Source organism: Amycolatopsis sp. NPDC033938, from assembly GCF_055575975.1.
In genome coordinates this window covers 1-21,491 of the sequence record NZ_JBVIRO010000031.1, presented here as the reverse complement: position 1 = coordinate 21,491, position 21,491 = coordinate 1, and the positions used below count along the sequence as shown (strand labels likewise).

At 68.0% G+C, this 21,491-nt stretch carries 23 protein-coding genes; 13 read left to right on the top strand and 10 right to left on the bottom strand.

All coding sequences use genetic code 11. The annotated features are described in order from the left end of the window. Window positions 1-41: 41 nt before the first annotated feature. Complete coding sequence (locus tag ACZ5ZX_RS40025) at window positions 42-2,111, bottom strand: AMP-binding protein (protein ID WP_465507215.1); 2,070 nt, start codon at window positions 2,109-2,111, stop codon at window positions 42-44. Between the two features lie 255 nt (window positions 2,112-2,366). Between ACZ5ZX_RS40025 and ACZ5ZX_RS40020 the strand changes: the two genes are divergently transcribed. Beyond that, window positions 2,367-3,107 carry a flavin reductase family protein gene (locus ACZ5ZX_RS40020; protein WP_465507214.1) on the top strand — a complete coding sequence of 247 codons (741 nt, stop codon included), beginning with the start codon at window positions 2,367-2,369 and terminating at the stop codon, window positions 3,105-3,107. Here the strand turns inward: ACZ5ZX_RS40020 and ACZ5ZX_RS40015 are convergent. Next, the gene (locus ACZ5ZX_RS40015) at window positions 3,056-5,491 is read right to left on the bottom strand and encodes a P-loop NTPase fold protein (protein ID WP_465507213.1); all 2,436 of its coding nucleotides are present in this window, start codon (window positions 5,489-5,491) and stop codon (window positions 3,056-3,058) included. The genes ACZ5ZX_RS40020 and ACZ5ZX_RS40015 overlap by 52 nt on opposite strands. A 94-nt stretch (window positions 5,492-5,585) precedes the next feature. Between ACZ5ZX_RS40015 and ACZ5ZX_RS40010 the strand changes: the two genes are divergently transcribed. Then, a complete protein-coding gene (locus tag ACZ5ZX_RS40010; RefSeq protein WP_465507212.1) occupies window positions 5,586-5,726 on the top strand; it encodes a hypothetical protein in 141 nt (46 codons plus the stop codon). Here ACZ5ZX_RS40010 and folE read toward each other — a convergent pair. Next, the gene (folE, locus tag ACZ5ZX_RS40005) at window positions 5,716-6,312 is read right to left on the bottom strand and encodes a GTP cyclohydrolase I FolE (protein ID WP_465507211.1); all 597 of its coding nucleotides are present in this window, start codon (window positions 6,310-6,312) and stop codon (window positions 5,716-5,718) included. The two genes, ACZ5ZX_RS40010 and folE, sit on opposite strands and share 11 nt — an antisense overlap. 120 nt (window positions 6,313-6,432) lie before the next feature. Between folE and ACZ5ZX_RS40000 the strand changes: the two genes are divergently transcribed. Then, window positions 6,433-7,164 (top strand): helix-turn-helix transcriptional regulator, encoded by a 732-nt coding sequence (locus tag ACZ5ZX_RS40000; protein WP_465507257.1) that lies wholly within the window; start codon window positions 6,433-6,435, stop codon window positions 7,162-7,164. Between the two features lie 3 nt (window positions 7,165-7,167). Here ACZ5ZX_RS40000 and ACZ5ZX_RS39995 read toward each other — a convergent pair whose 3' ends face one another. Further along, complete coding sequence (locus ACZ5ZX_RS39995; RefSeq protein WP_465507210.1) at window positions 7,168-7,620, bottom strand: carboxymuconolactone decarboxylase family protein; 453 nt, start codon at window positions 7,618-7,620, stop codon at window positions 7,168-7,170. Window positions 7,621-7,693: 73 nt separating this feature from the next. Beyond that, entirely contained in the window at window positions 7,694-8,389 is a 696-nt protein-coding gene (locus ACZ5ZX_RS39990) for an SDR family NAD(P)-dependent oxidoreductase (RefSeq protein ID WP_465507209.1), read from the bottom strand. Between the two features lie 109 nt (window positions 8,390-8,498). Between ACZ5ZX_RS39990 and ACZ5ZX_RS39985 the strand changes: the two genes are divergently transcribed. After that, window positions 8,499-9,098 (top strand): TetR/AcrR family transcriptional regulator, encoded by a 600-nt coding sequence (locus ACZ5ZX_RS39985; RefSeq protein WP_465507208.1) that lies wholly within the window; start codon window positions 8,499-8,501, stop codon window positions 9,096-9,098. Here ACZ5ZX_RS39985 and ACZ5ZX_RS39980 read toward each other — a convergent pair. Beyond that, the gene (locus ACZ5ZX_RS39980; protein ID WP_465507207.1) at window positions 9,095-10,471 is read right to left on the bottom strand and encodes a cytochrome P450; all 1,377 of its coding nucleotides are present in this window, start codon (window positions 10,469-10,471) and stop codon (window positions 9,095-9,097) included. The genes ACZ5ZX_RS39985 and ACZ5ZX_RS39980 overlap by 4 nt on opposite strands. 106 nt (window positions 10,472-10,577) lie before the next feature. Here ACZ5ZX_RS39980 and ACZ5ZX_RS39975 point away from each other — a divergent pair, with 106 nt between their 5' ends. Then, window positions 10,578-11,192, top strand: a complete 615-nt coding sequence (locus ACZ5ZX_RS39975) for a TetR/AcrR family transcriptional regulator (protein WP_465507206.1) — start codon at window positions 10,578-10,580, stop codon at window positions 11,190-11,192. Between the two features lie 176 nt (window positions 11,193-11,368). On the opposite strand, the gene ACZ5ZX_RS39970 is transcribed toward ACZ5ZX_RS39975, so the two are convergent. Genes ACZ5ZX_RS39970 through ACZ5ZX_RS39960 form a run of 3 tightly spaced genes read right to left on the bottom strand, consistent with a single transcriptional unit; the run spans window position 11,369 to window position 13,679 of the window. Then, the gene (locus ACZ5ZX_RS39970; protein WP_465507205.1) at window positions 11,369-12,142 is read right to left on the bottom strand and encodes a glycosyltransferase; all 774 of its coding nucleotides are present in this window, start codon (window positions 12,140-12,142) and stop codon (window positions 11,369-11,371) included. Window positions 12,143-12,159: 17 nt separating this feature from the next. Further along, window positions 12,160-12,789 (bottom strand): class I SAM-dependent DNA methyltransferase, encoded by a 630-nt coding sequence (locus tag ACZ5ZX_RS39965; protein WP_465507204.1) that lies wholly within the window; start codon window positions 12,787-12,789, stop codon window positions 12,160-12,162. Window positions 12,790-12,842: 53 nt separating this feature from the next. Then, window positions 12,843-13,679 (bottom strand): PaaX family transcriptional regulator, encoded by an 837-nt coding sequence (locus tag ACZ5ZX_RS39960; RefSeq protein WP_465507203.1) that lies wholly within the window; start codon window positions 13,677-13,679, stop codon window positions 12,843-12,845. A gap of 97 nt (window positions 13,680-13,776) precedes the next feature. Here ACZ5ZX_RS39960 and ACZ5ZX_RS39955 point away from each other — a divergent pair, with 97 nt between their 5' ends. From ACZ5ZX_RS39955 to ACZ5ZX_RS39920, 8 genes are all read left to right on the top strand, one after another. Further along, window positions 13,777-14,682, top strand: a complete 906-nt coding sequence (locus ACZ5ZX_RS39955) for an SDR family oxidoreductase (RefSeq protein WP_465507202.1) — start codon at window positions 13,777-13,779, stop codon at window positions 14,680-14,682. A 2-nt stretch (window positions 14,683-14,684) separates the two neighbouring features. Beyond that, window positions 14,685-15,566, top strand: coding sequence for an amidohydrolase family protein (locus ACZ5ZX_RS39950; RefSeq protein ID WP_465507201.1), 882 nt, complete (start codon window positions 14,685-14,687; stop codon window positions 15,564-15,566). Between the two features lie 19 nt (window positions 15,567-15,585). Then, complete coding sequence (locus ACZ5ZX_RS39945; RefSeq protein WP_465507200.1) at window positions 15,586-16,038, top strand: MaoC family dehydratase; 453 nt, start codon at window positions 15,586-15,588, stop codon at window positions 16,036-16,038. A gap of 16 nt (window positions 16,039-16,054) precedes the next feature. Continuing rightward, complete coding sequence (locus ACZ5ZX_RS39940) at window positions 16,055-17,380, top strand: MFS transporter (RefSeq protein ID WP_465507199.1); 1,326 nt, start codon at window positions 16,055-16,057, stop codon at window positions 17,378-17,380. Continuing rightward, a complete protein-coding gene (menE, locus tag ACZ5ZX_RS39935) occupies window positions 17,370-18,833 on the top strand; it encodes an o-succinylbenzoate--CoA ligase (RefSeq protein WP_465507198.1) in 1,464 nt (487 codons plus the stop codon). Before ACZ5ZX_RS39940 ends, menE begins: the two co-directional genes overlap by 11 nt. Before the next feature lie 215 nt (window positions 18,834-19,048). After that, window positions 19,049-19,393 carry an MmcQ/YjbR family DNA-binding protein gene (locus tag ACZ5ZX_RS39930; RefSeq protein WP_465507197.1) on the top strand — a complete coding sequence of 115 codons (345 nt, stop codon included), beginning with the start codon at window positions 19,049-19,051 and terminating at the stop codon, window positions 19,391-19,393. 278 nt (window positions 19,394-19,671) lie between these two features. Then, window positions 19,672-20,085 carry a RidA family protein gene (locus tag ACZ5ZX_RS39925; protein WP_465507196.1) on the top strand — a complete coding sequence of 138 codons (414 nt, stop codon included), beginning with the start codon at window positions 19,672-19,674 and terminating at the stop codon, window positions 20,083-20,085. 498 nt (window positions 20,086-20,583) lie between these two features. Continuing rightward, window positions 20,584-20,865 (top strand): transposase family protein, encoded by a 282-nt coding sequence (locus tag ACZ5ZX_RS39920; protein WP_465507195.1) that lies wholly within the window; start codon window positions 20,584-20,586, stop codon window positions 20,863-20,865. 200 nt (window positions 20,866-21,065) lie between these two features. Here the strand turns inward: ACZ5ZX_RS39920 and ACZ5ZX_RS39915 are convergent. After that, the coding region (locus ACZ5ZX_RS39915; protein WP_465507194.1) for an HNH endonuclease signature motif containing protein at window positions 21,066-21,491 on the bottom strand (426 nt) is incomplete at its 5' end.

The following is a 21,491-nucleotide window of genomic DNA, read 5'->3' as shown; positions in this document are numbered from 1 at the left end:
CGCCGGGCCATCGTTCGAGCTGGCCAGTCCATAAAGGACGCTCACTGGTCGATCGGCCAGGTCTCGTCCCTGAGCAGCCGCTTGAGCACCTTCCCGGTCGCGTTCCGGGGAAGTTCCTCGACGAAGTACACGTCGCGGGGCACCGCGAAGCGAGCGAGGCGCCGGTGAATGTAGGCGCGGACGTCCTCGGCGTTCATCCTGGCACCGCGTTTCGGGACGATGTACGCCGCGAACCGTTGCCCGAACTCGCGATCCGGCACGCCGATCACCGCCGCTTCGTGGACGCCGGGCAACGCGACGATGGCCTCCTCGACCGGGCGAGGGGACACGTTCTCCCCGCCGGACACGATCATCTCGTCGGCACGGCCGGTGACGAAGAGCCGTCCGGCGGCGTCTTGGTAGCCGACGTCGCCGGTCGCCATCAGTTCTTCGGCACGGGGCACGCTGGCACCGTCGGTGTAGCCCTCGAACAGCATGTCGTTGCCGACGAAGATCTGTCCCTCCCAGCCTGGCGGGACGCGGTTGTGGTCGTCGTCGAGGATGGCGACCCGGGTGCCGGGCGGGCAGCGGCCCGCGGTGGTCGGCGCGGCGCGGAGGTCTTCGGGCGTGGCGATACTGGCCCAGGAAACCTCTGTGGAGCCGTAGAAGTTGTAGAGCACGTCCCCGAAGGTGTCCATGAACTCGGTGACGATCGTCCCCGGCAGCGCGGATCCGCTGCTCGCGACGATGCGCAGCGACGACAGGTCGTACTTGGTGCGGATCCGTTCGGGCAGGTCGAGGATGCGCTGCAGCATGATCGGGACGGCGAACAACACACCGCACCGGTGTTCGGCGATCGTCCTCAGTATCTCTTCGGCGTCGAATCGGCGGACCAGCGACAGCGACGCGCGCACCGCCATCCCGATCTGCATTCCGGCGAGGCCCCAGCTGTGGAACAGCGGCGCGGCCACCACGAAACGATCACCGGTGCGGAGCGGGATGCGGTCCAGCATCGCGGCCGAAGTCGCGAGCCCCTTCGGCGTCGGACGGCGTGCGCCCTTGGGAGTGCCCGTGGTGCCCGAGGTGAGCACGACGAGCCTGCCGATCCGGTCCGCCGGTTTGAGTTTGGTGGCGGGCACCCCGGCGATCAGCTGGTCGATCGTCGGGTAACCGTTCTCGGTTTCGGGCCAGGTGGACAAGCGCAGGAAATCGCCGGGGATGTCGGCGATGATCCGCGAAAACTCGTCGTCGGCGAGTACCGCGACCGGTTTGTGCAGGCCGATGACGTTCGCGACCGCGCTGGCGGAAAGCCCGGTGTTGAGCAGGATCACGTCCACGCCGAGTTTGCTGCACGCGATCAGTGACTCGACCATCGCGGCGTGGTTGCGGCACAACAGGGCGATCCGGTCACGAGAGCCGATTCCGCGCAGTGCCAGCGCGTTCGCGATCTGGTTGCTGCGATTCGCCGCCTGCTTGAACGTCCGGACGTTGCGTTCGTCGCGCAGCGCCGGTTCGTCCGGTACGCGGGCGGCGTTGGCCGTGTAGCCGCCCGCGACGGTCGCGCCCCACTGTGACAGCGAGGTCAGCTGCCGGGCGATCTTGTCCGGCCGCGCGGCCGCGAGCACGCCTGCCTTGATCAGCGTGCTCGCCGTGTGCAGCGTGGTGGCCTTGGTATGCGCGGGTTCCTCTTGCGGCGGCGCGGCCCGGCCGGAAAGGTGCAGGTCGATCCGCCGGGACACCGCGCGGACGCTGCGTTTGAACGACGCGGCGGACACGAGATGCGCATGCCGCGCGGGAAGCATCAGCTGCGCGACGAGTTCCGTGCCCTCGTCGGGAGCAGGCCTCAGTTCGACCGAGACCCAGTTGCCGTCGTCTTCGACTCCGCACCAGACGACGTGCTCACCGGGGCGCCAGACCCTGGCCTCGATCTCGCCGACGACGAGCTTGCCCGGCCGGGGCTCCAGGCGAATAAGGCATTTCGGACCACGTCCGCGTTCGGCGGGCTGCCGGATCTCGCACCAGCTGATCTCCGCGACGAACCTCGAGTAGGACTCGGGATCGCCGATCACTTCCCAAACCTGACCGGGAGAGTGCCCGATGATCGAGCTCGCCTGGACCACATCGTCTCGCATGCGATTCGCCTCACCACGCGCGTTCGGGTGTTGACCGGGCAGCTGCCGGCGCCTCCTCCGTTGTTCAAGTTCGGCGAACCTACCAGCAATCGGCCGAACGCAATACTCCGAACGACACTGGGTCATCGGCCGCCCAAGGGGACCTTTACGGAAAGGGTAGGGGTTTCCGGCCCGGCGAGCTGCCTGCCGACGGGGTTGATCGCGACGTCCGATTCACGCCAGCCTTCGTCGCTCGGCGCGGCGAAGCTGACCAACGTGACAGTTACTACTCCAGCGGCCGAGACCGCGCACACCCGTATCGAGCCGGGAATCCTCTACTTCGGCACCCCGGTGGTGCTCCTCTCGACGTCGAACGAGACCGGGTCTCCGAACCTGGCTCCGATGTCGTCGGCGTTCTGGCTCGGCTGGCGGGGCATGCTCGGCTTGGGAGCGAAATCCAAGACGGCGCAGAATCTCATGCGAAGTCGTGAATGTGTTCTGAATCTCCCTTCCGACGAGTTGGCGGCCGCCGTCGACAGGCTGGCCCTGACCACCGGATCGGATCCCGTCCCTGCCCGCAAGTACGAACGCGGCTACCGGTACGAAGCCGACAAGTTCGGCAGGGCCGGGCTGACCCCGGTCGCCTCGGAAACCGTCCGGCCGCCACGCGTGGCGGAATGCCCGGTGACGATGGAGGCAGTCGTCGAGGCGGTCCATCCGCTCGCCGAGGACGACGAGGCACAGCGCGGTGGCGTGCTCGTGTTCGAGGTCCGCGTACAGCGCGTCCACGTCCACGACGACATCCGGATGCCGGGCACCGACGACCGGATCGACCCTGACCGGTGGCGGCCGCTGATCATGAGCTTCCAGAAGCTCTACGGCCTCGGCCCACAGGTCCATCCTTCGACACTGGCGAACATTCCGGAGCGGCTCTACCGGGGGCCCGACATCGAGCGATCGCGGGTTCAGCCGTCGCGGGAGAACGAGAACCGGTTCACCAACGGCAACCAGCGCTGATAGGACGCGGCCCGTTCCGGCCACGACTCGCCGGACAGGCCGCGTTCGAGTTTCGGCCGCAGTTCGTGGTCGTTCAGTGACGACACGATCTCGAGCACGTCGTCGTCGGGATCCGTCCCGTCGAGCGAAGCGAAGAACCAGGAAACCGCCTCCGGATGCCCGACGAGTACCGACAGCAGCACCAGCACCGCCCTGAACGGTGCTTCGCGTGTGCCGTCGGCGAGGAACTCGGCCAGTTCTTCTCCGGCGAGGCGTGCCCGTAACAACCGATACAGGTTCAGTAGCCGTTTCGCGGCGCGCGGTGACCGGACGAGTGGGGCCAGCGTGGCCAGGAAGTCCAGTTCCGCCGTCGAGATCACCAGACGAGGAGGTCGAAGGTCTATTGTGGACTGTTCGGACGACGGTCCAGGTGTTTCCTCGCGACGAGGAGCCGGTGCGACCGCATCCGGGGAGCGGTCGTCGGTGGGCTGATCCGGTTCGGCGGGAGCGGCCTCCGGTGTGGCGTCCTGACCCTCGGTGGCGGCGAGCCCGCGCACGAGCTCCGCGAACCCTGGATCGTCCATGGGGGACAACGTGAACGGCACCTGGAAGATCTTCTCCAGGTAGTTTTCGGCGAAGGTGTCCGGATCGTCGCCGAGCATCTCCTCGTAGTGCTGCTCGACGGCCTTCTTCAGCCATCGGGAGTCGACACCCACCACGACGACGAAGACCGGCAGCGCCAGCAGAAGGTGGATGGCTTCGAGGACCTGGACGACCACCTTGGGCGGGCAACGGTCGAGGTCGTCGATGTAGAGCACGGTCCGTTCGATCTTCCCCGAACCGTGGGGTACCTCGGAGAGCATGGTCGCGAACGTTTCGAGATCCTTGCGCAGCAACGAGACCACGCCCAGATGTTCGAGGTAGTCCGAGACCCGGGACTCGGCGAACGACACGAGATCCAGTCCGGGCGCGAGTTCGGTGACCGCCGCTTGGAGCCGGTCGGATTCGGCGTCCAGTTCGGCGAGCCGCCGCTCTGTCTCGGTGTCCTCTTCGGACGGACCGCCGAGATCGTCGAGCGCCTGATGGATCCGGCCGGCGCTGGCGCGCATCCGCAGGACGACGGTCAGCGCGGAACTCAGCACGGTGAGCCCGCCGAGAACGCCCGACACCTGCGACTGGCCCAGAAGGAGCGTGACCACAAGTACGGTCACCAGCCCACCGATCAGGACCAGCAAGGGAACCGGATCCTGCCGCAGCCGCCGCCGGAATTCGGCGACGTCCGAGCGCAGTCCGCCGGTTTCCTGCGCGAGACGTTCGAGATCCTCGGCGGTCGGCCGCTCGACGCCGAGCCGGGACGCGATCCAGGCCTTGTCCGCGTCGGTGAGGCTGTCGAAGACCGCGCGGACGTACTCGCGTGGCTTCCGTCGCCGTCGCTTCGCCTGCTTCTGTTGGGCGGTCAGGGTCCTGCGTTCGAGTCGGACAGCGCTGAGCCTGCCGAGGAGGGTCTTCTCCGTCTTGCGGCGTTCCGCGAGCGCGTCGGCTTGGCGCTGGAGGTCGTTCTCGGCGCCACTCGCGGCGAGGTTGTCGAAGATGTGGGTGGCGAGGCTGGCGAGAAGGTTCGCTTCGCTGTAGTGCCAGGCGTTGAAGCTGATCTGGCGGACGCTCGAACAGTAGGACGACACGGTCTTGCCGTGCGCTCCGGCCGCGGTTTCGGCCTCCTGCGCGGAATCGGCGAGTTCGCGGACGCGCAGTTGCATCTGGCGCATGAAGAAACTCTTGCCCGAACCCCAGCTGCCGAACAGGCCGATCGACAGGGGAGGGGTGATCATCCGGGAGACGACCAGGTCGGCGAGCATCCGCACGTCGGGACCGATACCGAGGCGGTCTATGCCGTCGTCGGTGTCGGGCCGGTAGTCGGCGACGTGGGCGGTGAAGGGGTCGGAGGGGGTATCAGTGCGGTCGGGGGGACGGGTGACCTTGCGTGCGGTGATGGTGGTCAGCAAGGCCGCCGCCCCGTCCCTGGTGAAGTCCTGCACCCTGAACCAGGTCGAGGTGTACGGCGAAAGGGTTTCGGGAATGTACTCCGGTAACTGTCCCGGTAACACGACCGGCAAGACCCGACTGGAGAGCTCCTCGTCCACCTCTGCCGTATCGAAGAGATTCCCGCTGTCGATGAGATTCCTGTACTCGGGCGATGCGATCGCGAGGATGAAGTCGGCCTTGCCCAACTGATCGGCGGCCCATGCCGTCCAGCGGCGGCGGGGGGTTGCCCTCCAGTCCTCCAGCAACACCTCGGACCCGGTTTCGGTATGCAGGAACGCTGCGAACTCGCGAACCCGTTCGTGGTGAATCGGCGAGTCGCCCGCGTAACTGACGAAGATCCGAACCGGGTCGTGATCGTCCATCCGTGGTCCCCTCCAAGGCCGAACGGAAGGGCAGTCTAGAGGGCGGCCGCTCAGCTGTGCGTGAAACTCCCGCGCTGGGCAGCTAGGGGGAGTGGTGGCGGCCGAGTTCGGGCTGACGACGCCGTATTGGGCCGGGTTCGTGGTGGCGGTGCTCGTTTCCGCGGTCACCTGGCGGGTGTTCGATCGCGCCGTGGTTTCCGCGGCCTACGCGGAGGAACCCGTCGTCAGCCGTTGATACCGGTGAGGGCGAAGAACTCCTGGCGTGACCGGGCGTCTTCGCGCAGCGTGCCGAGCAGGGTGGAGGTGACGGTGCTCGATCCGGTGGCCTGGACACCGCGCAGGGTCATGCACGAGTGCTCGGCCTCGATCACCACACCGACGCCACGCGGGTCGAGTTGCTCGTCGAGCCAGTCGGCGACCTGTTTCGTGAGGCGTTCCTGAACCTGCGGACGGCAGGCGAAATGCTCGACGATCCTGGCCAGCTTGGACAAGCCGAGGATTCGCTCTCCCGGCAGGTAACCGACGTGCGCGACGCCGACGAACGGCAGCAGGTGGTGTTCGCAGACCGATCGGACGGGGATACCCCTGGCGAGGACGAGTTCGTCGTAGCCCTCGTCGTTGGGAAAGGTCGTGAGGTCGAAGGAGCGCGGGGTGAACAGCTCGGCGTACGCGCGCGCCATCCGGCCGGGAGTGCCGCGGAGACTCTCGGAGTCCAGCGAAATGCCCAGTGCGGTGAGGAGGTCGGCGGCCGCGGCTTCGGCGGCCTCCAGGTCCGGCCCCGGCCCGGGTTCGTGCACGACGCGCAAGGCGGGAGTGGACATAAGGCCTCCTAGGCTGTACCGCGATCCCGGTGCTATTCGACTAAAATCTTTGGGTGTTTTAGCACCTGCCGGTTCAGCCTACATGGTAGATCCATGGTCCAGGATGTTCCGCCGGTTGAGATGGGCGATATCGTGGTGTACGTGACAGAGCCAGGCCCGGACGGCCTCGACGCCACCGCCATCGCCGCGGTGGCGGCGCTCGACGACGACCTGCGCCGCGGCATGTACGCCTTCGCCCGGCGCGCGCGGCGTCCGGTGACGCGGGACGAGGCGGCGGCCGCGGTCGGGATCTCCCGCAAGCTCGCCGCGTTCCACCTCGACAAACTCGTGGCGGCCGGGCTGCTCCGCTTCGGCTTCGCGGCCGGCCCGGTGACCAAGGTGGGGCGCAAGCCCAAGGTGTACGAACCCGTCGAGGAAACCGTCCAGGTGCAGCTTCCGGCGAGGCGGCACGAGATCCTGGCCGGCATCCTCACCGAAGCCGTGCTCGCCGAGGGATCGGGTGAAACGGCGCGCGACGCCGTGCTGCGGGTCGCGGGGGAGCGCGGCCTCACCCTGGGCGAGGAGGAACGTGCGCGGACCCGGCCCGGCAGGCTGGGCGTGGAACGCGCGCTCACCGTGGCCGAAGGAATGCTTCGCCGCTTCGGTTTCGAGCCGAGCCGGGACACCCAGACCTGCGTGCGATTGCGGAACTGTCCGTTCCATCCGCTGGCCGCCGAGGCGCCCGAGCTGGTCTGCGGGCTCAACCAGGCGTTCCTCGCCGGTTTCCTGACCGGCGTTGGCGCCGGGAACGTGGAGGCTGTCCTCGCTCCCGGCGCGGCCGAGTGCTGCGTGGAATTGCGGCAGGCCCGGTGAGACTCAGGCGGCGCCGGCGATCTGCCGGGTCGCGACGTTGAGCCGGTTCCAGGTGTTGATCGCGGCGATGGAGAGGACCAGGCTCGAGAGCTGCTTCTCGTCGTAGTGGCGAGCGGCCTCGTTCCAGACCTCGTCGTCGACCGGGTCGGCCCGGTCCGCGATCCGGGTGAGGGCCTCGGCCAGCGCGAGCGCCGCGCGTTCGGCGTCGGTGAAGTAGGCCGTGTCCCGCCACGCCGCCACGGTGAAGATCCGCTCGTCGGACTCGCCGGCCTTGCGCAGTTCCTTGGTGTGCATCTCCAGGCAGCCGCTGCAGCCGTTGATCTGGCTGGCGCGAACGTGCATGAGGTAGTGCGTGGTGTTCGGGACACCGGTGTCCCCGGTGGACTCCGCCAGTGCGATCAGGGCCTTCAGCGTGGCGGGGTTCGCCATCGCGGGGTTCGGGATCCGGGCTTCCATGATGTTCTCCTTCAAGGATTCCGTCTTGCTTTCACCGCACTGACGGATCCCGGATGAAGAATGTGACCGGGTGCTACCAAGGCACCACCTCGCCGTGCAGATCGAGGAACTGGAGACCTCGGGCGCCAGCCTGCGCTTCGAGGACGTCGACCACGGCCGGGATGCTCTTCCCGGGATCGAGCGGCGCGTCGGGGCCGCCGAGACGGGTCCGGTTGTGGCCGGGGTCGATGAGCAGTTTGGTCTGCCCGTCGGCGGCATGGCGGGTCGCGTAGCTGCGCATCAGCTGGTTGAGCGCGGCTTTGCTGGCCTTGTAGAGCTCGTAGCCGTCCTCGGTGTTCCGCGAGATGCTGCCTTGTTCGGAGGACATCACCGCGACGGTGCCGCCGGGCGCGACCAATCCGCGCAGGGCTTCGAGGGTACGCAACGGGCTCAACGCGTTGGTGATCATCACCTCGGTGAACTCCTCGTCCGTGACCTCGGCGATCGGCAGGTTCCCTCGGTCGATCGCGGCGTTGACGAAGAGCAGGTCGAGTTCGGTGCCGTCCAAGCGCTCTCGCAGGGCGGCCAGCTGGTCGCCGCTGGTCATCTCCAGCGACTCGACCCGCAGCCGTCCGTTCGACGCGTCGGCCTTCGCCTGCAGTTCGCCGCCGCTCCGGCGTGTCGTGGCGATGACCCGTCTGCCGCGCCGGGTGAGCTCGTCGGCGAGGACGAGTCCGAGCCCACGGGAGGCGCCGATGACGAGTGCTTGCCGGTCGGCAGTTTCGGACATGAGAACTCCTTGGGGATGGGGGTATTTGTCTAGACGAGACGTTGCGTCTCGACAGTAGCACGGCACCTGCCGCCCCGGCGGGGCCGCGCCGGCCGGTACTGTGGTCCGCATGTCAGCCGTGAATTCGCAGCCCCGCAGGGCGCGCTCCGGCAACCAGCGCGACGAGGCCGCCCGCCTCGCCGTGCTTCATGCCGCGGACGATCTGCTCGTCGAGCACGGTTTCGCGCGCTTGACCATCGAGGCGATCGCCCGCCAGGCAGGTGTCGCCAAGCAGACGATCTACCGCTGGTGGCCGTCGAAGGTCGAGATCCTGCTCGACACGCTCATCGAAGACAGCGAAAAGCGATTCCCCGTCCCGGCGGGCGAGTCCACTCAGGACAGCATCCGCGGCTACTTCCGCGCTTTCGCCCGGTTCGTCACTCGCGACCCGGCCGGAAAGGTCCTGCTCGCACTCGTCGCCGAAGCGCAGCACAATCCCGAAACGGCCAAGAGCCTTCAAAGCCGGTATCTCGGCCCTCGCCGTGAACAGGAGCGCGAGCTCCTCGCGAGCGGAATCGAGGCCGGTGAGGTCTCGCCGAGGCTCGACGTCGACGCCGCCATCGACGCCGTCGTCGGCCCGATCGTCTACCGCGCCCTGATCGGCGCGAGTATCCCGCGCGGCTTCGTGGACGCCCTCTGCGAAGACCTGCTCGAACCCCGCGAGGGTTAAACGGCCACTGTCGCGCGGTCGCGAAGTGAGACGTCGAGCTTGAAGCCCTCCGGCTTGAGCGTGAGCAGTTCCTGCACCTTCAGCCGGTAGGATGGATCGCCGCGGAGGTCGTACCGGCTCAGCAGCATGCCCAGCACCAGCGTCGCCTCGTGCAGGGCGAACTGCCGTCCGATGCAGGCCCGTTCCCCGGTGCCGAACGGCTTGTAGACATGCGCCGGGCGGGCACGATTGCGATCCGGGGCGAAGCGGTCGGGATCGAACGACTCCGGATCGTCTCCCCATACGGGATCACGGTGCAGGGCGGGGATGAGGACGAGCGCCCACTGCCCCTTCCGCATCGGATACCGGCCGCCGACGACGGTGTCCACCTGTGCCTGGCGCGCGAACGCGGGCGCCGTCGGCCAGAGCCGCAGTGCCTCGTCGAGTACACGCCGGACGTACCGGAGCTTGGCGACCTCTTCGTAGGACGGGTCCGGGTTCTCGCCCCACACCTTGTCCACTTCGGACTGGGCGCGGGCGAGCACGTCCGGATTCCGTGCCAGGTAGTACAGAGCGAACGACAGCGCGCCCGAGGTGGTCTCGTGCCCGGCGATGAGGAAGGTGATGATCTGGTTCCGGATGTTGACCTCGTCCAGCGCTTCGCCGGTGCCCGGCTGCGTGGTGTTCAGCATGAGCCCGAGCAGGTCGTCGGTGCTCGGGTCGTCCCGGCGTGCCTCGACGACCTCGTCGACGACGGACCGGAGGAACGCCAAGTCGGCGTCGTTGCGTTGGTTCGCTTTCCGGTTGAGGAGCGGGCCGATGACCGGCGGCTGGAGCACCGTCCGCTGTGCGTGCCGCAGTGTGCGGACCATCGCGGCGACGAACGGATGCGGTTCGGCGCGTTCGAACGACGAGAAGCTGTAGCCGAAGCCCGTCCGCCCGATGGTCTCCAGCGTCAGCTTGGTCATGTCGCCCGTGACGTCGACCTCGCCGCCCCGGTCCCAGGTGTCCAGCAATTCGCGGGTGATCGCCAGCATCGCCGGGTGATAGCGCTGCATGGCGTTGCGGCTGAAGGCGGGCGCGAGGATCTCGTGCGCGCGCCGCCAGTTCGGCTCTTCGTTGTGCGCGGTGAACAACCCGTCGCCGCCGAGCGGGCGCAGGTTCGCGATCGCGGGCGTGACGTGTTTCGCGAACCGTTTCTCGTCGGAGAGGTCGGCGACCATGTCGGCGCCGTGGACGAACACGATCGCGCGGCCGAACACCTTGCGTTCGAACACCGGGCCCAGTTCGGCGGCGTGCCGCATCGAGTCCTGGACCGGCGTCTTCGGCGAAACGCCGAGCACGTCGCCGATCAGGGGGATCCGGCGCGGGGGATGGGGGAGAGCGGTGGCCATCGAGCCCCTCCAGGTGAGCAGTGGTGAATCCGAACGCTGTTGAATCGGCATCCAATAGTGAGGGTGGCGCGTTACTGAACTCGTGTCAAGTAAGTACGATGAGCGGATGGCGCCGAGTACCTCCGGAAGGCCCCGCAGCAGGCTGAGCACCGCCGAGCGACGGGAACAGCTGCTGCGGATCGGCGCCCGCCTGTTCGCGGAGCGGCCGTACGACGACGTGTGGATCGAGCAGGTCGCGGACATCGCCGAGGTGTCGCGGGGCCTGCTCTACCACTACTTCCCGACGAAACGGGACTTCGTCACCGAGGTCGTCAAGGCCGAGGGCGAACGGCTGCTCGCCATGACCAGGACCGATCCGGCGCTGCCGGTCGCGGACCAGCTGATGGCAGGTCTCGACGCGTACCTCCGCTACGTCGAAGCCAACAAAGACGGCTACCGGGCCCTGCACGCGGGCACGTCGATCGCGGTGGACGACGTCCGGGAGATCCTGGACCGCAACTTCGCCGAACAGGGCCGCCGGATCCTGGCGGTGCTGTGCCCGGACGGCGAGCCGCCGGAGACGCTGCGCGTGACCGTCCGGGGCTGGCTGGCGTTCGTCGTCGCGGTCTGCCTCGACTGGCTCAAGTATCAGCGGCTGACCAGGGACCAGACCCGCGATCTGTGCGCCAAGGCGCTGCTCGACATCGTCGCCGCGTCACCGGACGTCCACATCGACCTGTAGGGGCGCTCGCATCGCGTGCCCTGGAGGCTGGCAGACGGAAGGTTGTGGACGGGGGTCGTGAGTGGCAATGAGGGTTCTAACCCTATTCGCCACACACGACCCCCACGCGGAACCGCACATAGCGACATCAATCGGACACCGAGTCCCCGAAAGGTGTCCCAATGACGCGCCATTGCTCAGCGGGGGATCCTTGACCGCTCAGAGCTCGGCACCCGCTGAGCCCGCCGCGTCAGCATGATCTCGGCGCGTTCCCCGATCAGCTTCATCCGGGCGAGCCGTTCGGTGTCGTCGTTGTGCGCGGCGGATTTGGTGACCTGTCCGGCCCACTTCCGGTAGTACATGCCACAGGTGGCCACGAAGTACCCGACGGCCGACGCGTTCGCCGCCAGTACCAGCCCGGTGTCCTCCGACGCGGGCAGCGCCATCCAGCCGCCCAGCTCCAGGAGCAGTTCGCGGCGGATGCACAGCGTTCCGGCGACCACCGGCGACAGATAGTCGTTGCGCTGCCAGTACCGGAGGATCGCGCCGGGTTCGATCGGCCCTTCCTCGGGATCGCTGTCGACGCCCGCCGTGGCCCCGTCCGGGAAGAGGTCGAGGACCCGGCAGGTGGTCCAGCCGATCGCGGGGTCCTCGAGCGCCGCGATGTCCCGGGCGAGCGCGCCCGGCGCCAGCACGTCGTCCGCGTCGAGCGCCTTGATCAGTTCTCCGGAAGCCCGAGACAGCGCCATCATCCTCGCGACCCCGGGGCCACCGCGGCGACCCGAACCGGTCAGCACCCGCTCGTCGGCGGGGAGGACGTCGTCGAGCAGACCGGTCTCCCCGTCCTCCTGCGCCAGCCATTCCCAGGCCCAGCCCGGAGGGAGTTCCTGTGCCGCGAGGGATGCGTAGGCCTCGGTCAGATACGGCAGGCTCGGCGGGTGGACCGGGGTGATCACGCTGATGACGGGCACGAGGGGAACGTACCCGCTCAGCCCGGCTTGCGAGCGGTGATCAGGAGGTGCTCCTCGGGCGGGGTCCCGGGCTCGTCCGCGGTGAAGATTTCCGCATGCGTCCCGGTGATTTCCAGCCCGGCCGCTTCGACACGCCGTACGAGGTCTTCCGGCGCGAAACTGGTCTCGTGGAACGTGCGGCCGAAGAACTCCACCGGTACGTCTTCGATGTCCCGAGGGACGGTGATCAGCGCGAAAAGACCACCCGGCACCAGCCAGCGCGCGATGTCGGCGAGTACGGCTTCAGTGTCCTTGCGCGGCATCTGCAGAAACGGGAAGAACGCGCAGACAGCCTCCCAAGATCCGTCCGGTGAAGTCCATTCCCGCACGTCGGTGTGGACGAAAGTGGCGGCCGGGACCTGCTCGCGGGCCAGCTCGATCATCACCGACGAGACGTCGAGCCCGGTCACCCGGTGTCCGGCCGCGGTGAGATCCTCGGCGACCGGACGGCCGGTGCCGCTGCCGATGTCGAGCACCCTCGAAGCCGGTGGCAGCGCGTCGAGCAGCTGCCGCACCGCCTTGTCGACCACCGGCGGGCGGCCGAAGGCGTCCTCGTAGGCGGAACCGATGGCGTCGAACAGTTCCGCCGCCGTGGCCGGACGATCCATTCCGCAGCTCCCCGGGTCGAGTGATCCACTTCCGAAAGCGAGGGTAGCGAGGATCAGCCGTCCGTGACCTCGACGACGTCGAGCACTTCTTCGGCCAACCGGGTGGAAGCGTCCCGCATCCGCTCGTCGAGCCGCGCGAAGACCTGCTCCGCCCGGATCGCGGGCCAGTCGTCGGGCAGGTGTTCCGCCGGGAGGTGCGGATCCTGGCGTACGGCCTGGAGCCAGTCGGTGTGCAGCAGCAGCCGGCGGGCTAGGTCGTCCGGGGCCGACGGAAGCGGCTTCGGCGTGTCCCACCGGCCGAGGAAAGTGTGGTATCGCGCGGAAATCGCGTCGATGTCGAAGGCCTTGCGTACCAGGTCGGCCGATTCCGTCGGTTTGGCCTCCTGCGCGGTGAACACGGTGACGTGGTCGAGCAGGCCGAGCGGCCCGGCGATCGCGGTGACGTCCCTGGTGCCCGGCGCGATCCACAAACCGTTCTGCAGCAGGCCGAAACCCGCCCAGACGAGCTGACTGCGCAGGTCGTGCCGGTCACTGCGCCTGCTGTCGGGCAGCGAGTACCCGACGAGTGTCCAGGTGCCGTCCCAGTCGCGGTTGACCGCGCCGGTGTCCCAGATTCGCCGCGCGCCGTCCTCCAGCACCTCCGTCGCGCGGGGCGTCAGTCCGAAGTAGACACGGCGGCCGTGTCGCTGCCGGATCAGCAGGCCACGGCCGACCATCCGGGTCAGCGTCGAGCGGACCGCCTCTTCGGAGACGCCGACGCGGGCGAACACGTCGATCACGCTTCCGGAGTAGACGGCGGTTTCGTGGCCGAGCACGTGCATGCCCAGGAACGTGAGCATCAGGGATTGCGGCCGATGGGCCTGGCCGGGCGGGGTGTCGTCTTCGGTCACGGACAGCAGCTTAGCCGATGATGTTGGGCAGATTATTGACGGTAGTTGTGATTGTGCCTACTTTGAGATGCGCAACGGACGATGAGAGGACGGCTCCATGGACTTGTCGGGCAAGGTCGCGGTGGTCACCGGCAGCGGCCGCGGGCTGGGACGGGCCTACGCGGAAGCGCTCGCCGCCGCCGGTGCCGCGGTCGTGGTCAACGACGTCGACGAGGCCGCTGCCGTCGAAACCGCCGACGCGATCGGGAAAGCGGGCGGACAAGCGGTTCCCGTCGTCGCGCCGGTCGGTGACGCCGAGGTCGCCGGACGGCTCGTCGCCACCGCGGTCGAGGAGTTCGGGCGGCTCGACACGATGGTCACCAACGCCGGAATCCTGCGGGACCGGGTGCTGTGGAAGATGTCCGACGACGAGTTCGACGACGTCGTCCGCGTCCACCTCCGCGGCACGTTCACCTGCGCGCGGGCCGCCGCGGTGCGGATGCGTGAGCAGGGGGACGGCGGGAGGCTGATCCTGATCTCCTCGCCGGCGGGGCAGCGGGGCAACTTCGGGCAGACCAACTACGCCGCCGCGAAGGCCGGGATCGCCGCGATGGCCCGTACCTGGGCGGCGGAACTGGCGAAGGCCGAGATCCTGGTCAACGCCGTCGTCCCGGTCGCGGCGACCGAGATGACCCGCACCATCCCGGCTTTCGCGCCGGTGATCGAAGAGGCCGAACGGACCGGGAAACCCTTCCCGCCCTGGCTCCGCCGTGACGAAGGTCTGGGAACGGTCGAGGACGCCGCCTCGCTCGTCGTCTTCCTGGCTTCGGACGAGGCGAAAGGCATCACCGGCCAGGCGATCGGCATCGGCGGTGACCGGCTCTCGCTCTGGGCGCACCCGCGGGAGAAGGCCGTGGCGTTCGCCGACGGAGGTTGGACCGCCGACGGGATCGCGGCCTCCTGGCACGCCGGGGTCGGCGCCGCGCCGGAGAGCTTCGGCATCCCCGCGCCGAAAGGACCGTGACCATGCCCATCGATCTCGACGCCATCGACGCCATCGACGTCCACACGCACGCGGAGATCTCCAAGGACGGCCACGGCTCGTTGAGCCCGGCGTTGTTCGGCGCCTCGGAAAAGTATTTCAAGGCGCACGGGCACCGGCAGCCTTCGATCGCGGAAATGGCGTCCTACTACCGGGAACGCAGGATGGCCGCGGTCGTGTTCACCGTCGACGCCGAATACGCCACCGGCCATCCGCGGATCGCGAACGAGGAGGTCGCCGAGAGCTGCGCCGAACACGGTGACGTGCTCATCCCCTTCGCTAGCGTCGATCCCTGGAAGGGCAGGGCGGGCGTCCGCGAGGCACGCAGGCTGGTGGGGGAATACGGCGTCCGCGGGTTCAAGTTCCATCCGAGCATCCAGGGTTTCGCGCCGAACGACCCGATGGCGTACCCGCTTTACGAGGCCATCGAGGAACTCGAGGTCCCCGCGCTGTTCCACACCGGACAGACCGGGATCGGCGCCGGTGTGCCGGGAGGGGGCGGGATCCGGCTCAAGTACTCGAATCCGATGCTGGTCGACGACGTCGCCGTCGACTTCCCCGAACTCCGGATCATCCTCGCGCATCCGTCGTTCCCTTGGCAGGACGAGGCCTTGGCCGTCGCGACGCACAAACCGTATGTCCATATAGACCTGTCGGGCTGGTCGCCGAAGTACTTCCCGCCTCAGCTCGTCCGGTATGCCAACACCCTGCTGAAGGACAAGGTGCTGTTCGGTTCCGACTTCCCGGTGATCACCCCGGACCGCTGGCTCGCCGACTTCGCCGAGCTGGAGATCAAACCCGAAGTCCGCCCGAAGATCCTCAAGGACAACGCGGCGAAGCTGCTCGGTCTCGTCAAAACCGACTAGGACACGGCTTAGGAGAAGCATGACCCACGCGAACGGCATCGAAGAGATCAAGGCACTCGCGGGCGCGGACCTCGGGCACGGCGACTGGCTGGAGATCACCCAGGACCGCATCGGGCGCTTCGCCGACGCCACCGGCGATCACCAGTGGATCCACGTCGACCCGGAACGCGCGGCCGACGGCCCGTTCGGCGGAACCATCGCGCACGGATACCTGACACTCTCTTTGCTGATCCCGCTTTTCAGCGACCTGCTGCGGATCACCGGCGTGCGGATGAGCGTCAACTACGGGCTGGAGAAGGTGCGGTTCCCCGCTCCGGTCCCGGCAGGCGGCAAGATCCGCCTCGCCGGGAAGGTCGCCGAGGTGACCGATATCGCCGGGGGAGTGCAGATGGTCCTCGACTTCACGATCGAACTCGACGGTTCCGCCAAACCCGCGTGCGTCGCGCGGGCCGTCTACCGGCACTACGCCTGACGACAAGGGGAAAGCCGTGCGATCCCACCGCAACGTCCAGCTCCGCCGAGCCGTCGCTTCGAGCTACCTCGGCAGCCTCATCGAGTACTACGACTTCCTCCTCTACGCCACGGCTTCCGCGGTCGTGTTCAGCAAGGTCTTCTTCTCCAACCTCGATCCCGCCCTCGCGACCGTCGCCAGTTTCGGCACGTTCGCCACCGGCTACCTCGCGCGGCCACTGGGCGGCGTGCTCTTCGGCCACTTCGGCGACAAGCTCGGCCGCAAGCGGATGCTCGTGCTGACCATGACGCTGATGGGCGTGTCCAGCTTCCTCATCGGGCTGCTGCCCACCTACGCGGACGTGGGGGCGGCCGCGCCGATCGGGCTGATCCTGTTGCGGGTACTGCAAGGCATCTCGGTCGGCGGTGAATGGGGTGGCGCGGTCCTGATGTCGGCCGAGCACGCCACCTCCCGCCGCGGCCTGTGGGCCAGCTTCGCGAACGCGGGCGCCCCGAGCGGGATGGTCGTGTCCACGGTCGCGATGACGGGGACGGTGGCGGTCACCGGCGAGGCGGCGTTCCTCGACTGGGGCTGGCGGGTACCGTTCCTGCTCAGCGTCGTCCTGCTCGGGATCGGGTTGTTCGTCCGGTCCCGGGTCGAAGAGACCCCGGCGTTCCTCGCCGCCAAGACCGCGGCGCCGCGACGGCGGTTCCCGCTGGTGGCCGTCCTGCGCGAGCAGCCGAAGACGCTGCTGCTGGGGGTCGGCGTCGGCCTGGCCGCGTTCGTCGTGCAGGGGACACTGACGACGTTCGTGCTCGCGTACGGCGTCCAGGCGGGACACGGACGCCAGACGGTGCTGAACGCGCTCACCGTCTCCTCCGTCTGCGCGGTGGTGGGGATCATCGGCTGGTCGGCGCTCTCGGACCGGTTCGGCAGGCGGCCGATCGTGCTGATCGGCGCGATCGTGACGGCGGTGTACGGGTTCCTGCTGTTCCCGCTCGTCGACAGCGGTAGCGGCGCGCTGCTGCTCGTGGCGCTCGTGATCGGGCAAGGCGTGCTGCACCCGATGATGTACGGGCCGCTGGCGGCGCTCTACACCGAACTGTTCGCCACCGAGAACCGCTACACCGGCGCCTCGCTGGGATACCAGCTCGCCGGTCTCGGCGCCGGTTTCGCGCCGGTGCTGTTCGCCGAGTTCCAGCGTGCGTCTGGCGACCCGTCGACCACGGCGGTGTCCTTGACGATCGCGGCGTTCTGTCTGTTGTCGGCGGGCTGCGTCCTGGCGCTGAAGGAGACGAACCGGCGAGACTTGATCGAGACCCGCCCCGTGCGGTCCACCGCCGAGGCCGCAGATGCGGGATGAAGGAATCGGCGGCTGGCCCGCCCGCCGCGCACGGATCTCCCCACAGCGGACCGCGCTGCTCTTCGAAGACGAGCCGACGACGTACGCCCAGCTGGCCAGGCGTATCGCGAAGCTGGCGTCACGGCTCACGGTGGCGGGTGTACGCCAGGGTGATCGCGTGGCCTACCTCGGCCCGAATCATCCGGCGTTCGTCGAAACCTTGTTCGCGGCCACTTCGCTCGGCGCGATCTTCGTCCCGCTCAACTTCCGGCTGACCACGCCGGAGATCGAACACATCCTCACCGACTCCGGCGCCACAGTGCTGATCTACGCGCCGAAGACGGCGAAGGTCGTCGATGGGCTGGACACCGTCACCGCGCAGCTGGTCACGCTGGAGGACTACGAAACCTGGCTCGCCGAGGGCGACGAGACCCCGGCCGAGGTGACGGTGCAGCCCGACGACGTCGCGCTGATCCTGTACACGTCGGGCACCACGGGACGGCCGAAGGGCGCGACGCTCACGCACGCCAACCTGCTGTGGAACACCTTCAACCTGCTGATCGGGGTGGACGTGGGCGGCGACGAGGTCACGCTCGTCACCGCGCCGCTCTTCCACATCGCCGCGCTGGCGCAGACACTGTTGCCGACCCTGGTCAAGGGCGGTTGCGCGCTGCTCACCGAATCCTGGGACGTCGACCACTGCTTCGACCTGATCGAGCGGCACCGCGTGACCTGGATGTTCGGGGTGTCGACGATGTACGCCGCGCTGTCGGCGTCCCCGCGATGGCCGTCGGTCGACCTGTCGTCGGTGCGGAGCCTGATCTGCGGTGGCGCCGCGGTCCCGGAGGAGCTGGTGCGGACGTACCAGCGGCGCGGGCTCGTGTTCTGCCAGGGCTACGGGCTGACCGAAACCGCGCCGGGCGTGACGTTCCTGGAGGCGCGCGAGACCGAAGGCAGGGCCGGCTCCGCGGGCGTACCCGTGTTCTTCGCCGACGTCCGGCTCGACCCGCCGGGCGCGGGGCCGGGGGAGATCCTGGTGAAAGGACCGAATGTGACCCCCGGCTACTGGCGGAACCCGCAGGCGACCGCGGCCGTGTTCACCGAGGACGGTTGGTTCCGCACCGGCGACCTGGCCACCGTCGACGAGGACGGGCATTACCGGATCGTCGACCGCCTGAAGGACATGTTCATCTCCGGCGGCGAGAACGTGTACCCGGCCGAAGTGGAGAACGTCCTGTACGAACATCCCGCGGTGGCCGAGACCGCGGTCATCGGCGTCCCGGACGGAAAATGGGGCGAGGTCGGCTGTGCCTTCGTCGTCCGCTCAGGTGACGTCGGCGACGACGAGCTACGCGAGTTCCTGCTCGGACGGCTGGCGAAGTACAAGGTGCCGTCGAAGTTCGAGTTCGTCGAGCGGCTGCCCCGGACCGCTTCCGGAAAGGTGCGCAAGGCGGAGCTGCGGGCGGGCTCCTGATCTTGCCGGGCTGTCGGCTAGGCCGTGTCCTGTAAGTCTGTTCGATGGGCTTCGTGATCCAGGTGGTTCCTGGCGGTGCGGGCGGATCGGCCTCGTACCGGGTCGTACTCGGCCGCATCCACCCGTGCCGTCAGGGGCCGCCTGGGCGCGGAGACCGCGAACATGACTTGCAGGACACGGCCTAGACTGTGGCCGCCGAGTTTTGGGGGTTCAGGATGGGTGTGCCGAGTGACGAGTTCCACCGGATGCTGGAAAAGCTCGCCGACGTCGAGCGTTCCGACGCGAGGGACTGGGAGTCGTTCAGCGTGCGTGGAAAGCGCTTCGGCTACTACTGGCCGCGCACCCAGACCGTCGGCTTGAAGCAGACCCTGTCGGAACAGGAGGCCCTCGTCGCCGAGCGCCCGGACGTGTTCGAGGTGCAGTTCACGGCGGGAGGATTCGGCTGGGTGGTCGTCCACCTTGACGGGCTCGAGGCCGACGAGCTGAACGAACTCGTCTACGAGGCCTGGCGGCTGTCCGCTCCCGACGAGCTGATCGAGCAGGTTCCGCCGCCCTGTTGACGTGGGTCACTGTCTCGGCTGGAACATTCGGCGCGTGTCTGCGTTGTACAGGGTGTCGATACGGATGGTGCCCCCGGGCCTCACCCTTCGCCTTCATGGAATACCGGTCCGGCCGGAGCCATGTCGTGCCTTTCGCCGAGAGGCGGCCCACCGTATCGGCCCTTAGCTCCCGCCTCCGCTCGCAGGTAACCCCCAGGCCTTCGCTGAGCGGGGGCGGGTCTTTTCTGGTTGTTCCAGGGCTGTGCCGAGCCCCGAACGCGGAAGTGGATCATTGAGGGATGAACTCACGTCGTTGGAACCCTGAAGAAGTCGCGTCGCCCGTCGGACGGTACAGCCACTTGGCCACCGTCCCGCCGGAGTGCGAGATCGTATTCGTGTCGGGACAGCTCGGTCTCCTGCCGGACGGCAGCCTGGCAGGCGCGGACGCGGAGGCACAGGGGCGGCAGATCTTCGCCAACATCGAAGCGCTCCTGACCGCCGCCGGTGGCGAACCGCGGCACCTGGTGAAGCTGCTGACGCTCGTCGGTGGAACCGAGCACCTGGCGGGCTACCGTGCCGCCCAGGTGGAGGCCTTCGGGCGATGGTTCCCGGAGGGAGATTTCCCGGCACAGTCGCTGGCTGTGGTGGCAGCACTGGCCGCGCCGGAGTACGCCGTCGAAGTGGAAGCCGTGGCGGCGATTCCGCGCTCGTGACTGAGCGTTTCGCTGGTCACTTTCGCTTTTGTGAGTTAGGGGTTGGGGCGATGTAGGTCACTGAGGTTTCGGGGAACGTTCGGTGGGTGTGTGCGTTGTAAAGGGTGTCGGTACGGATGGTGCCCCCGGGCCTCACCTTTTGCCTTCATGGAATACCGGTCCGGCCGGAGCCATGTAGTGCCTTTCGCCGAGAGGCGGCCCACCGTACCGGCCTCGAACTCCCGCTTCTGCTCGCAGGTAACCCCCAGACCTTCGCTGAGCGGAAGCGGGACCTTTTTGTTTCCAGAGTGGGCACCTCGCCGGTGCGGCTGGGCAGTGCGGCGTAGTGAAGCCTTCTTGCCAACTCTGCGGGGCAAAGTCGGTCACCTGAATGAGGGCAGGCACGGTCTCTGTCTGATCATGTGGTTTGTCCAGGACTCATGGTCGTGTGAGAGAGAGCCGTGCCTGTCTTGTCATCATCGCTGATTCCTGCTTGTTTTGACCTTTTGGCCCCGTGGTGTGTCCGGTAGCGATTTGTTCGATCTGGGTGATCATCTGGTGGTAGTTCCGGATCCGCGGGAATGGCGTGGGGTGCGGCATCGGCCGTGCTCGATCCTGATGATCGCCGCGGCGGTGGTGTGTGCGGGGCCCGGTCGTTCGCCGCGATCGGTGAGTGGGCGGCTGATGCTCCGCAGCAGGTTCCTGGCCCGGCTGGACCCGCGACGGGGTCGGTATGTGCCGCCTGATGAGGCCACGCTGCGACGGACTCTGCAGCGGGTGGACGCTGCGATCTGCGCGTGATTGCAGGAACGCCCCGGCCGGGAGAACCCGCCCCGGCAGGGCGGGGCATCGGCCGCGCAGATCGCGGTGGACGGCAAGACCGTTCGTGGCATCTCCCGTCGCGACTCTCAAGGTAGGGGAGGGCTTTCTCCAGTCCGGTTGTGGGCATGCCGAGGGGCCCGTCGCCGGTGTGGCTGGCGGGCTCCTCGGGTCATGCAGGGTTAAGCGGCGCGATGCAGGGTGTTGCGCCGGGGTCTTCGTAACGGATCCAAATACTGCGGCGGCGTGAACTCCGGTAGCCCGTCGGGGGCCATGCGGACTTCCCAATCCCCATGGTGGATCAGCCGGTGATGAAAACCGCAGAGCAGGGTGAGATTCCGCAGGTCGGTGGGTCCGCCATCGGCCCAGTGATCGATGTGGTGGGCGTGGCAGTGCTTGGGCTGCCGATGACAGCCCGGGAACGCACAGCCCCGGTCCCGGATGTTCAGCGCCCGTCGTTGCCCCGGGGTGACGAACCGTCGCAGCCGCCCCATATCGAGAGGTTCCCCAGCGGCGCTCAACACCACCGGCAACATCAAACAATCACAGGCGGCCAGTCGTGCCTCGCGGGCGGTCATCTCACCAACGAAATCCAGACACGCCGTGCC

Excerpts from the sequence above, each read along its gene's own strand:
- ACZ5ZX_RS40025 (WP_465507215.1), bottom strand. The coding sequence starts at position 2,111 with ATGCGAGACGATGTGGTCCAGGCGAGCTCGATCATCGGGCACTCTCCC.
- ACZ5ZX_RS40015 (WP_465507213.1), bottom strand. The coding sequence starts at position 5,491 with ATGGACGATCACGACCCGGTTCGGATCTTCGTCAGTTACGCGGGCGAC.
- folE (WP_465507211.1), bottom strand. The coding sequence starts at position 6,312 with ATGTCCACTCCCGCCTTGCGCGTCGTGCACGAACCCGGGCCGGGGCCG.
- ACZ5ZX_RS40000 (WP_465507257.1), top strand. The coding sequence starts at position 6,433 with ATGGGCGATATCGTGGTGTACGTGACAGAGCCAGGCCCGGACGGCCTC.
- ACZ5ZX_RS39995 (WP_465507210.1), bottom strand. The coding sequence starts at position 7,620 with ATGGAAGCCCGGATCCCGAACCCCGCGATGGCGAACCCCGCCACGCTG.
- ACZ5ZX_RS39990 (WP_465507209.1), bottom strand. The coding sequence starts at position 8,389 with ATGTCCGAAACTGCCGACCGGCAAGCACTCGTCATCGGCGCCTCCCGT.
- ACZ5ZX_RS39985 (WP_465507208.1), top strand. The coding sequence starts at position 8,499 with ATGTCAGCCGTGAATTCGCAGCCCCGCAGGGCGCGCTCCGGCAACCAG.
- ACZ5ZX_RS39980 (WP_465507207.1), bottom strand. The coding sequence starts at position 10,471 with ATGGCCACCGCTCTCCCCCATCCCCCGCGCCGGATCCCCCTGATCGGC.
- ACZ5ZX_RS39975 (WP_465507206.1), top strand. The coding sequence starts at position 10,578 with ATGGCGCCGAGTACCTCCGGAAGGCCCCGCAGCAGGCTGAGCACCGCC.
- ACZ5ZX_RS39965 (WP_465507204.1), bottom strand. The coding sequence starts at position 12,789 with ATGGATCGTCCGGCCACGGCGGCGGAACTGTTCGACGCCATCGGTTCC.
- ACZ5ZX_RS39955 (WP_465507202.1), top strand. The coding sequence starts at position 13,777 with ATGGACTTGTCGGGCAAGGTCGCGGTGGTCACCGGCAGCGGCCGCGGG.
- ACZ5ZX_RS39950 (WP_465507201.1), top strand. The coding sequence starts at position 14,685 with ATGCCCATCGATCTCGACGCCATCGACGCCATCGACGTCCACACGCAC.
- ACZ5ZX_RS39945 (WP_465507200.1), top strand. The coding sequence starts at position 15,586 with ATGACCCACGCGAACGGCATCGAAGAGATCAAGGCACTCGCGGGCGCG.
- menE (WP_465507198.1), top strand. The coding sequence starts at position 17,370 with ATGCGGGATGAAGGAATCGGCGGCTGGCCCGCCCGCCGCGCACGGATC.
- ACZ5ZX_RS39930 (WP_465507197.1), top strand. The coding sequence starts at position 19,049 with ATGGGTGTGCCGAGTGACGAGTTCCACCGGATGCTGGAAAAGCTCGCC.
- ACZ5ZX_RS39925 (WP_465507196.1), top strand. The coding sequence starts at position 19,672 with ATGAACTCACGTCGTTGGAACCCTGAAGAAGTCGCGTCGCCCGTCGGA.